Raw genomic sequence first — 12,104 nt, 5'->3', positions numbered from 1 at the left:
GTGGAAATAATTCAAATACGTAAAAAAAAGATATTTTTGGGGCTGAAAATTATTTAACAACCAAGCAAAGGGAATTTTGGTAATTTTGGCCATCTCAAAAACTCGTCCCATGACCAGAGTATGTTTACTTGTCATTTTTGTATTGACGACCGCTGTTTCATTCGCTCAACAGCTTTCCCTGTTCACTCAGTATCGTGAAAATCAGACCATTATCAACCCGGCGGCGGTTGAGTCAGATTTTCTTGCATATGGAAACAACATCAGTGTTGGGGCCTCTTACCGTAGCCAGTGGGCTGGTTTTGGGGGAGCTGCGCCTAAAACACAAACCTTGCGCGCTTCCTACATCAATTCGGGAGGTAGCGGAGTATCGATGATGTTTGGCGGTCAATTGATCAACGACCAAACTGGGCCAACTGGGTTTACTGGTTTTTATGGTCGAATTGCCGGGGTATTGTCCGAAGACCCTGAATATGGTGGTTTGTCCATTGGCCTTACTGCCGGAATGGTGCAATACCGGGTTCGTTCTTCGGAAATTAAACTTCGCGACGATAACGATGCGCTCTCAGGAGTAGACCAGGGGCAAATGTTCCCAGATGTAGGTGTGGGTGTGTTTTTCTACAAAGCAGTTGGAGGTCGATTTTCTGACGACTATTTCTACGCAGGTCTTTCCGTTCCACAAGCTTTTGGTTTGGATCTCACCTTCACCAACGAGCAGGGCGAGTTTTTTACCAAAAGGGTTCAACACTTTTATGGCCAAATCGGGTATTACAAGTTTTTCCGCAACGACGGTTTTCTCGAGCCATCAATGTGGGTGAAATATACACCCAACGCACCGGTCAACGTTGATCTCAATCTCCGTTACCAAATGCCAACGGCACTTTGGATTGGTGCGGGTGGTTCTTCAGCAGGAGCCGTACACCTGGAAACGGGATTTGTACTTGGTGAAAATGCCGGGTTGAACAATACTTTCCGCTTAGGCTATGGTTTCGATTACAACTTCAGTACATTTGGCCCCTCCACTGGAGCTACCCACGAGTTGAACTTAACCTTGTCATTCCAAAATTGATCGCTCAGTTCATTTCCATGAATTGAATTAAGACTGGAAAATGGACAACATGTCCCAAATTCATTCTTCCATGAAAAAAATTCTTGCTCTGCTGGGTTGTATCCTGGCTGTTCAAATGATGACCTGGGCTCAAGGGCCCTCGGTTAACTTTTCTTCCGGTGTTAAAAACACTGGTGAAGAGATTTGTATCCAAGTGACGGTCAAAGACTTTACCGACATCACTTTTGTCAAATTACCCATTCGCTGGGATAGCACAATTTTGGAATTTAAGGAAGTGCGGGTTAGTGGTAAATTGCCCGGCCTGGACGCTTCTGATTTTAACTCAAGTCGTGCTAAATCGGGCTTGTTGTTCATGAACTGGTCGCCAGGACCTTGTACTGAGGCCAATTCGATTACCCTCAATGACTTTGAAACTATTTTTGAAGTATGTTTTAAAGTCATTGGTAAATATGGTCAAGCCACCAGTGTTGGGCCAACCGAAGACCGGGATTTTACCGGTGATTTGAATCCCATCATTTTTGAGCGTTTTTTTGGCGTCAATCAATGTAATGCGATTGGTTACAACCCTAATTCAACCGTAGGAGATGTTTCTGTTGGTGTTCGCCCGATTCGTCTTTTCGCCACTGATGCGACAGGTGCTACTGGCGACATTGTTTTCATCAACGTGAAAGTAAGTGGATTTGATGCCCTGACCAGTTGTCAGTTTTCAATGAACTATGATACCTCCCTTTTGGAGTTCAGCAGTGTGGTGCCATTGGAAACTTTGACCAACCTTTCTGCAAGCAGCTTCGGACGCCCCAATGATAACCAAGGCAGCATAGGTAAAGGGAATTTAACTGTTTCCTGGTCCTACATCGATCCTCAGGGAAGTGGAACTACCCTAAAAGATAGTACCACTATTTTTCAAGTTTTTTTTAAAATCATCGGCCCTTGTGGATCCGACCTGGCAGAGGTCTCTTTCTCGGACTCTCCAACCAAAAAGGAGGCTATCAACACCGTAAGAGAAGGAGAGGTAATTCCAATTGTTGGAGTATCCACTTTCGTTGAGATTGACCAGTGCGATCCTCCTGGCTTAAAATTAGCTGTGGATTGTGGTGCTCCTGTGCAAATCAATCAGGAAGTGTGTGTAAAGGTGACTGCTCCACAGGGAACTCCGAATGTTAATTCCATGAACTTCCTCACGGAATGGAATGCCAATGCTTTACAGTTTGTACGAGTATCTATTCCTGCTGGCAACAAGGTACCTGGTTTGGCTAATGGGCTTTTTAACACTAGCAACGTAAGTAATGGTGTTTTGGGTTTAAATTGGGCGGCAGCGGGTAACCTCACGGCCAACGTTGGCCCTGGAGAGGAGGTTTTTTCAGTTTGTTTCAAAGCAATTGGATTAGGCGGTACCAGCCCTGGAGATAGCATTCTGGAGGCACCTGTTCAATTGAACCGCAACACCGCCATTATCAACCAAAGAGGAAGTATAATCAATATAGGATTGGCACCTAGCAACTGTGAAGTACAAATCAAGCAGCCTGCGGGGGTAAGAGTTGTACTTACGGCTGGAAATGGAAAACCTAATGACGAGATTTGTACAGATGTTGCAGTGGGCAATTTCCAAAACGTTATTGACTTTCAGTTTTCCTTGAACTGGGAACCTGCCGATATTGAATTTACCCAGGTCAAAAACCTCAATACCACACGACTCCCAGGATTGGACTTTAATGCCAATTTTGATTCTGCAGGGGTTAAAAGTGGGGCATTAACCTTCAACTACGAATCTCAAACTCCTATTACTGTTCCTGAAGGAACCATTATTTTCCAAGTATGTTATAAAATAATCGGACCTTCTCCAGGAGAGCTGGGAACTCAGGATAATTGCGATAACAACATTGAAATCTTGGATTTTCCGCTGGAAAGCCAAGCTATCCTCAGTACTTCTAATGGTAAAAACGTTGGAATTACCGGGGCGCCTACAGAATTTTGCATCCTGAATCCAACTGGGTTTTTCCTTTTGATGGGTGAAAATACCGGGTACATTAAAGATACCGTCTGTGTTGATTTTAAAGTGGAGAGCTTTAAAAAAGTAACCTCCACCCAGTTCAAAGTCAACTGGCCAACGGCGCTGAAATTTGTTTCGGCAACTCCAGCCAATGGATTGACCGGATTTAGCCTGGATGTGAGTTCGGCGAATGTAGGTTTAATGACGGTTGATTATAGCGATCCATCCGGTAAAGATCTCGCTGATTCTTCCACCATATTCACCATGTGTTTTGAATTGGTCGATGGGGTCAACGAATGCCATAAAATTGACATCAACAATAGCCCCAACCCTTCAGTAACTACCCTGGATGGAGTTGGTAGTGTATTCCCTAAAGCTGGTGAAGTTTGTATCAAAGATACCATCCTGATAGTTGATACCCTCATTACGCAGGTATCTTGTCCTGGGCTTAGCAACGGAACTATTCAGGTAAAAGCTGTAGATGGTAAAGGTGCAGATAAAGGCTTCTTTTACACTTGGACAGTATTGGGCCAAAATGCACCGCTGCAATTTACCCAAAAAGCCATCAATTTGCCCGCAGGGCAGGTACAGCTACGGATATTTAGCGGACAAGGTACTGAAGCCATTATTCGGGTAGATACTTTTGATATTCCCGAAAATGCCACAGTTCCGCTCGCAAACGCCGGACGAGACACTATCAAAGGGTGCCGTGGTGCCATTCGTTTAAATGGAAGTGGTGCAACAGGCTCGAATATCGGGTATTTATGGGAGGCTGTTACGGGTGAAATAGAGGGTTTGAGAGATCAAGCTTTCACTATAGTAAGTGAACCAGGCATTTACATTTTTAATGTATTTGATAAAACTACAAGTTGTACGGGGTCAGATACCATCGAAGTCCGCAATGCCCCTATTCCACTCGCTGATGCAGGAAATGATGTGTTCCTTGATTGTAGAGGGGATACCCTCCGCCTGGATGGAAGTAAATCCACGCAAGGTACTACCATCAAATACAAATGGAGTGGCCCCGTAGGTACCACCATCGATCCAACAGAAATAAGCTCACTCAATCCCAAAGCCACAAACCCAGGTTTTTATACTCTGGAAGTTCGGGATACCATCACCCGTTGTTTGGCGGTAGATACAGTAGAAGTGAAAAACGCTCAAATCCGTCCTAATGCTAATGCCGGTGATGACCTTTTCTTGGGGTGTAAAGGGGAAACTGTGACTCTGGATGCGAGTAAATCACAAAACAGGACCCCCGTCATTTATGAGTGGTTGGATGAAAACAATAACATCCTAAGCAGAGACCTTAAATTTGATGTAAACAAGCAGGGGGTTTATCGCTTGCGGACGGTTGATGAGGCCAATGGTTGTTTGGACATCGATACTATTCTGGTGAAACCGAGTCCGGATTATCCAAGCATTATTGGATCAAAGGATGTAGATATTTCGTGCAAAACGAATAAACCTGTACTGACTACTACCATTAGTAATACACCACAATACAAGGCAAAATGGACCAGTACGGGTGGTGCTTTTGAGGTTGGTACGGATACCATACTCAGTGCGATTGTAACAGCACCGGGTACTTATTTCCTGGCTGTTACCAATACCGCAAGTGGATGTGTAACCAACGATACTGTGGTGGTCAAGGAGAATAAAACCACCCCTACTGTTGACGTTAGTGCAGGGGGAACCCTAACTTGTAAGGTCCCAAGCTTGTCTTTGAGCGGTACTGCAGGGGGAAGCCAAAATCTGCGCCTTACCTGGACAAAGGATGGTCAGGCCTACGCCACAGATTCTACTTCCTTGCGCATTACGGCTGCTGGTACCTACCGCTTAACTGCCTTGGATACCTTGAGTGGTTGTTCAGTTGTTGATTCCGCAGTTGTAGCCCAGGATGGTGCCTTGCCACAAGTTACCATTGCCAATTTGCCGAAAATAACCTGTAAAACACCAAATGCGACCCTGACAGCGAGTGTTAGCCCTGCAACAGCCAATTATAGCTTTGAGTGGACCACCGCGGATGGCAATATCGTAAGTGGAGCAACAAGTATTAGTTCCAGCGTAAACCGGGCAGGATCTTACGCCATCAAAGTAACCAATTCCAGCACAGGGTGTATCGGCGAAGGATTGGCACAAATTACGGCTGATACGGCTCGTCCGGTAGCACAGGCGGGAGCAGATCAAACCCTGAGTTGTAAGTCGGATACCTTGTCCATCAACGGAACAGGTTCTTCTACAGGAACCAAGTTTACTTATGCCTGGACTGCAAAAGGTGGAGGGGTAGCTCCAACTCCAGCGAATGCCCTTCAGGGTAAGATCACTCAGGCTGGGGTATACGTTCTTACCGTTCGGGATACCTCAAATGGTTGTTTCCGGGCGGATAGCTTGGTGGTGACGGCGGACAAGGCTGCTCCACAGGCTTCGATTGCCCAGGCTCCGGCCATTACCTGTAAAACGCCATCGGTACAAGTGACGGCTACTGGTTCCCAAGGTGCACTTTTTCAGGTTAACTGGAAGGGCCCTGATGGAGCAGCAGTAACACCTGGCGCCAATCCATTACAGATTAGCGTTTCCCAAGCAGGTACGTATGAGTTGACTATTTTAAATACTCAGAACTCCTGCTCAACCAAAGCAACGACCACCATTACCGACAATTCGCAAAAACCAGTTGCTCAGGCGCTTACTCCCGTGCCAATCGCTTGCGCAGGGGTGAAAGTATCACTTAATGGCGCAGGATCGGCAACAGGTACGGGGATTACCTACAAATGGACCGTGGGAAGTGGCAACGGAACCATTACACCTGACAATACCCTGACTCCGCAGGTCAATGCACCAGGTACTTACAAACTGGTGGTTACCAATAGCGAAAATGGTTGTACGAGTGAGTCTACTGTTACCGTTTCTTTGGACAACTCTTTAGCAAGGGCTTCTGCAGGTCGGGATACTTCTACTTGTAACGATGAAGCGCCACTGGTCGGTAACTTGCCAACAGGTACCACCGGGCAATGGACCGGACCAAACGGAATTACCATCGAAATGGCATCCCTGGCCAGTACTATGGCACTGGGATTGAAAGATGGAAACAACCGCTTCATCTGGTCTTTGTCTACTGCAGACTGCCCCAACTATAGCCGGGATAGTTTAAACATCATACGGGAAACTGCACCAGTTGCAACGGATGACCGCCTGGACAACTTCGTAGCTACTGCAGCCAAACCAACTACGGCAATCAATGTAGTAGCCAATGATCAAAAAATTAGTGGAACAGCTGGCTATGTGGTAACTGTTGCGAAGGGCCCTAGTTTGGGGGTTGTTGATGCCATAAATGGTGGTAGCGTGGTTTACCGGGGCTTGCCTGGCCGCTCGGGATCCGATCAATTCGTTTACCAGGTTTGTAACAAAATCTGTATCGAATTGTGTGACACCGCAACCGTAAAAATCCAGGTTAAATCGGATAATACTTACCAATTCTCAGTTCCAACTGGTATCACGCCTAACGGGGATGGTGCCAACGATGAATTGCGATTTGAAGTGCTTGAAGTTCAACCAGAACAATACAAGGACAACGAAATCGTCATCTTCAACCGTTGGGGAGACATCGTATACCGGGCTAAGCCTTATGTCAACAACTGGAAGGGTACCAATACGGCTGGACAAGACTTGCCAACTGGTACTTATTACTACATTTTGCGATTGGATATTCCTAATGGGGTGATCATCAAAGGTGACATTACCATTGTGAAATAAGGCTTGGGTTTTACCCCAAACCATCATGGAAGTGAAAGCCCGTAGGAGCAAAGATTGCTCTTGCGGGCTTTCTTTTTGAAGCTACCCATTGCTCTCTATACCTCGGCAACGGAAACTTTTTTTCGCAACAATAATGCACTGATCAGATCGATGATCAACCCAACTGGAAATATTTCCAAAAAGGTGATGGTGACCATAAAAAAGGGATTTTTGTACAGTTCCATATTGTACCGAAACTCCTCCTCTTTTGCTGCAATTTTGGCTGCGCTTGCCCCTGATGCTTTGAGGTCATCAAGCATGTAGTTGAGGTATAATTCCGGGAAATTGCGCATAGTTTCGGAGGTGTTGTAATAAATACACCAGCCTACAACATAAATTACCGAAGCTACAATGGTAATCCATAATCCAATCAGAAAGGCTTTTTTAAAAGTAATGACCCCATTCAGGTGCTTGTCGCGATAGGATTTTATTCCGAAAAAGATCATTGACAAAGAAACCAGCATGGAGATGTACCCCAGCATTTCTCCCATTTTGAGGTTGATGTGTTGTGCATCCTGGTACCATAAGGGTTTAAAGATGACAAACAGCAGGATGATCATAGCCCCGCTAATGGAACCAAAAGTGAGCGCATTTTTGAACATGGTGTTTTTTTTTCGTAAAACAATGGCTCAAATCACGCAGATTAAGCTCAAAAATGCATCACCCGAAAGTATGAATCTGTGCAAAACAGTCAAAACCACCCGAAAGTAGGACTAGAGTAAACCCAATTCTTTGGCCTTTTGCACTGCCTGAGTACGACGCTTTACATCCAGTTTGATAAAGAGGTTGGAGGAATGGGTTTTGATGGTATTGAGCGAAACGAACAAGCGCTCGGCAATTTCCTGATTGGAATAACCTGCTGCGATGAGGGTCAATACTTCGTATTCTCTTTTACTGAGTTTGTATTTTTCAAGCAGGATTGGATTTACTTCAAATGGAGTGGGAGAGTCAAACTGAAGGCTGGCTGGGATACTTGTACGTGCTTTGGTCAAGCGCAAACCTGCCCAGATGCCCAGTGCTGAAAAAAACAAGGCAACAATGGTCACATATACTTCCATACTGAGGTCACGCACCCAAAAACGATACTCGATCGCTTTTAAAAGTCCCAACAAGACAGCTAGAGCAATGCCATAAAGGAAAATGGTTTTTTTCATAATTGTCTGCCAGCAACAAAATTCAAATTCGGATTTCTTCTTTCCGTAAAATTAGGTTTCAATAAAACATTTCGCCCAAAAGAATGGCTAAATTTGCCTCAATTTTCAACTCTGACCAAATTATACCAAACTATGGCTATTTCAAATGCCAATCCAAACATTCGCCTTGAGCATGATTTGCTGGGTGAAAAACACCTTCCTGTGGATGCCTATTACGGGATTCAAACCCAGCGGGCGCTGGAAAATTTCAAAATCAGTGGCGTAACCATGCAGTTTTTTCCGGAGTTCATCGAAGCGCTGGCTGAGGTGAAAAAGGCCTCTACTTTGGCCAACTACGACCTCGGTTTTTTATCTGATGAAATCAAAAATGCGATCGTAGCCGCTTGTGATGAGATCATCGCTGGTCGATTTCACGATCAGTTTAAAGTGGACATGATCCAGGGCGGGGCAGGTACTTCCACCAATATGAACGCCAATGAAGTGATTGCCAATCGGGCACTCGAGATCATGGGCTACAAAAAGGGGGATTATGACCATTGCCACCCCAACAACCATGTCAACATGTCGCAATCCACCAACGATGCCTACCCAACGGCACTAAAAGTGGCTTTGATCAAAAGTAAATCCAGGTTGTTGATGGAGCTGGTAGCCCTCATCAACAGTTTTCGGAGTAAGGGGGAGCAGTACCAACACGTCATCAAAATGGGACGCACTCAATTGCAGGACGCAGTTCCGATGACGATGGGGCAAACATTTGAAGCCTACGCTGTTACCCTGGAAGAAGAAATCGACCGGATCGAAAACAATACCAACCTGTTTTTGGAAGTAAACCTGGGCGGTACCGCGATTGGTACGGGCATCAACACGTCTCCCAACTACGGCCGCCTGGTAATCGCGCACTTGCGGGATATCTCAGGCTTTAAAGTGGTGAAAGCCAAAAACCTGATTGAAGCAACCCAGGATACGGGTGCTTTTATTATGTTTTCTTCTGCGGTGAAACGTTTGGCGATCAAGTTGTCGAAAATTTGCAATGACCTGCGTTTGTTGTCCTCTGGACCACGGACTGGTTTTAACGAAATCAATTTGCCGCCCATGCAGCCGGGGTCTTCTATTATGCCGGGCAAAGTCAATCCGGTAATTCCAGAAGTGGTCAATCAAATTGCTTTCCGGGTGATGGGAAATGACCTGACGGTGAACATGGCCGTTGAAGCAGGACAATTGGAACTCAATGCCTTTGAACCCATCATTGGTCACTGCTTATTTGAGTCCATAAACATTCTCCGAAATGGTATGCAAACCCTGCGTACCAAATGTGTGGATGGCATCACTGTCAATGAAAAACGCTGTTGGGACATGGTCAAAAACAGCATTGGTATTGTGACGGCCTTAAATCCGGTATTGGGTTATGAAATTTGTACGGCTTTGTCCAAAGAAGCACTGGCCAAGGATCGGAGCATTTATGATCTGGTTTTGGAGCAAAATCTACTCAGCCAGGCAGAACTGGATGAAGTGTTGTCGCCGGAAAATATGATTCGGCCACAACTAAAATCGAAGCAGTAAAAAAGAGTCATCCCGAATTTTATACCCTGATTGCAGCTATTCAGATTGAATCAAGTTGTGGTTCTAGGTGTTTTTAGCAATCTATATTCGGGATGACTCAACATTTACTTCTCTGCGTACACTGTAATACTCATGATCTCACCCATTTTAGCCTTGGCCAATTCAACATCGGCAGGGGAGAGGTATTGTTGTAGTAGTTCGTCAGGCAGCAGGATAGGTTTTTCTTTTTGCAAAGTGACGTTTTTGAAGCCAGCTTTTTCGATCAGTTGCAGGTAGTCCTGGCGTTGAATGGCACCGGAGACGCAGCCTGCGTACATTTCAGCTGCTTCTTGCAGGGAGGGCGGTAAATCACCCTCGATCACGATGTCCGAAATGCTGAAATGAGCTCCGGGTTTGAGCACACGATAAATTTCAGCAAAAACATTGGCTTTATTGGGCACCAGATTCAGTACACAGTTGCTGACCACCACATCCACTGAATTGCTGGCAACTGGCAAATTTTCGATGTCTCCATGACGAAACTCAACGTTTTGGAAACCCAATTTGGCTACATTTGCCCGGGCACGGGTGATCATGGCTTCTGAAAAATCAACACCGATTACGAGGCCTTTGTCTCCCGTTTCATGGCGAGCCACAAAGCAGTCGTTGCCCGCTCCTGAGCCGAGGTCAAGCACGGTGTCACCTGTTTTGATTTTGGCAAACTGAGTGGGTAACCCGCAGCCCAGGCCCAGGTCCGCATCCTGATTGTAACCCTCCAGGTGGGTGTATTCATCTGCCATCAGGGTGTACACTTCGTCGCTGGGGCCACAACATGAGGTGTCGCAACAGCCGCTGGCTTTGCTGGTGGATTGAGCAATAGCGCTGTATTTGCTGTGCACCAGTTCTTTTAATTCTTGTTCGTTTCGCATTGATCGTTATTTTACGATTAAATTCATCGCAATATTACGATGGATTGAGTAATATGTCAAGTCTTTTTTGAAAAAAATGTATTTTTGATTAAAAAACAGCGAAAACACCGAACATCCAAGGCAATTCAAAAAAATGAACGAAGTAAACCAATACGTCCAGAAACTGGGAAAAGTGTACCTCCAACACAGCAATCCTGCCAACGCCGAAGGGATGTCGCGCTACATGAAGGAGCAGTTTCCTTATTACGGCATCAAAACGCCACAACGACGAGCATTGGCTGCAGCGTTCATTGCTGAACATGGTTTGCCTCAGGGTGAAGCCTTAAAAGCTTTGTGCCAGGCTTGTTTTGATTCAGAGTACCGCGAGTTGCACTATTTCGTGGGTGATGCTTTGAGCAAAAAATTAAAAACCCTGGATGTTTCTTTTTTGGATGTGTTCGAGGATTTGATTGGCCAGCATTCATGGTGGGATTCAGTGGATTTTTTGGCCCCTAAACTGGCCGGAGGACTGTTTTTGCGCTTCCCAGAACAGATTGCGCCATACACCGACCTCTGGATAGAGAGCGACAATTTCTGGTATCAACGTGCCGCCATCATTTTCCAATTGGGCTATAAGCAAAAAACGGACGCCCAGCGCTTGTTCAAAAACGTACTGCGCCGGGCGGATAGTAAGGAGTTTTTTGTACAGAAGGGGGCTGGTTGGGCTTTAAGGGAATATTCCAAGACGAATCCAGCAGCGGTGAAAAGCTTCGTGCAAGGCCATAAATTATCAGCCCTGACTACCCGAGAAGCATTGCGATTGCTGGACCTTTAATTACTCATTCTGCGCAATCGCCACTTTGGTAGTGTAAGCGTACGAGGGCCGCTCCAACACTTCCAAAACTTTTAGGCCAGAAAGCTCCAACAACAAACACATTTCGTCTTCCGTAAATGAGCGCAATTGGGTTTCATCAGTCCCAATGGAGTGATAGAGACCACCATTTTCTTTAAAGTACTCAGCATTCCAGGTAAAACACCAGCTATCGGTAAAACTGTACTGGTAATGGTTTTCCCTTTTGAATTTCCCTTTTGGGGTATCTACCTCATGAACTGCTCTTGGATTGGCCTGGATATGGGGAATATAGGTGTTGGCGTCGATAAAATCAAAAACCAAGATACCGCCGGGTTTGAGTACTTTTTTGATGTTTTGGAAAGTGCTCAAGGAATCGGTATTTTTCAGCAGGTAGGAAACACTCCGGGCAGTACTGAGCACTGCATTAAAAGTATCGGGGACTTGGATGTAGCGCATGTCCTGCTGGTGGAATTGGCCTTCGGGTAAAATTTCCCGGGCAAAATTCAACATGTCCGCGCTCAGGTCCAGGCCCTGGTAGCTGTATCCTGCTTCGACCAAACGGCGTCCCAATTGTCCGGTGCCACAGGCTACTTCCAGCAGGGATTTAGCGTTGAAATCGGCCAGGATTTTTTGGTAATACTCAAATTCTTCATCGTAGTCAATCAGTCCCTGATACATCAAGTGGTACACTTCGGCGAACTCGGTATATAACTTACTCATGCTTAGAAGGTTGTTAGGTTTAAAAACGGAGGCAGTACAAATTTGAAGGATAAAAGGTTCCTCCGCGCTGAAATTTCCCAAA

Annotated in this window: 8 protein-coding genes; 4 read left to right on the top strand and 4 right to left on the bottom strand. The window is 45.6% G+C overall.

Going from position 1 to position 12,104, the window contains the following annotated elements; translation table 11 throughout:
- Positions 1-109: 109 nt before the first annotated feature.
- Positions 110-1,066 (top strand): PorP/SprF family type IX secretion system membrane protein, encoded by a 957-nt coding sequence (locus tag SFV55_RS16770; RefSeq protein WP_320030682.1) that lies wholly within the window; start codon positions 110-112, stop codon positions 1,064-1,066.
- A gap of 70 nt (positions 1,067-1,136) precedes the next feature.
- The gene (locus SFV55_RS16765) at positions 1,137-6,809 is read left to right on the top strand and encodes a gliding motility-associated C-terminal domain-containing protein (RefSeq protein ID WP_320030681.1); all 5,673 of its coding nucleotides are present in this window, start codon (positions 1,137-1,139) and stop codon (positions 6,807-6,809) included.
- Positions 6,810-6,904: 95 nt separating this feature from the next.
- Here the strand turns inward: SFV55_RS16765 and SFV55_RS16760 are convergent, their stop codons facing one another.
- Positions 6,905-7,450 carry a DUF4199 domain-containing protein gene (locus tag SFV55_RS16760; protein WP_320030680.1) on the bottom strand — a complete coding sequence of 182 codons (546 nt, stop codon included), beginning with the start codon at positions 7,448-7,450 and terminating at the stop codon, positions 6,905-6,907.
- A 111-nt stretch (positions 7,451-7,561) separates the two neighbouring features.
- Positions 7,562-8,002, bottom strand: coding sequence for a helix-turn-helix transcriptional regulator (locus tag SFV55_RS16755; protein ID WP_320030679.1), 441 nt, complete (start codon positions 8,000-8,002; stop codon positions 7,562-7,564).
- 132 nt (positions 8,003-8,134) lie between these two features.
- On the opposite strand from SFV55_RS16755, the gene aspA reads away from it, so the two are divergent.
- Complete coding sequence (gene aspA / locus SFV55_RS16750) at positions 8,135-9,562, top strand: aspartate ammonia-lyase (RefSeq protein ID WP_320030678.1); 1,428 nt, start codon at positions 8,135-8,137, stop codon at positions 9,560-9,562.
- 104 nt (positions 9,563-9,666) lie between these two features.
- Here the strand turns inward: aspA and SFV55_RS16745 are convergent, their stop codons facing one another.
- Positions 9,667-10,470 carry an arsenite methyltransferase gene (locus SFV55_RS16745; RefSeq protein WP_320030677.1) on the bottom strand — a complete coding sequence of 268 codons (804 nt, stop codon included), beginning with the start codon at positions 10,468-10,470 and terminating at the stop codon, positions 9,667-9,669.
- Between the two features lie 133 nt (positions 10,471-10,603).
- Between SFV55_RS16745 and SFV55_RS16740 the strand changes: the two genes are divergently transcribed.
- Positions 10,604-11,284 (top strand): DNA alkylation repair protein, encoded by a 681-nt coding sequence (locus SFV55_RS16740; RefSeq protein ID WP_320030676.1) that lies wholly within the window; start codon positions 10,604-10,606, stop codon positions 11,282-11,284.
- Here SFV55_RS16740 and SFV55_RS16735 read toward each other — a convergent pair whose 3' ends face one another.
- A complete protein-coding gene (locus SFV55_RS16735) occupies positions 11,285-12,022 on the bottom strand; it encodes a class I SAM-dependent methyltransferase (protein WP_320030675.1) in 738 nt (245 codons plus the stop codon).
- Between the last annotated feature and the right edge of the window lie 82 nt (positions 12,023-12,104).

Source organism: Haliscomenobacter sp. (genome assembly GCF_033763495.1).
GTDB lineage: Bacteria > Bacteroidota > Bacteroidia > Chitinophagales > Saprospiraceae > Haliscomenobacter.
The sequence above is the reverse complement of the archived record's forward strand: the minus strand, read 5'-3'. Positions and strand labels throughout refer to the sequence as shown.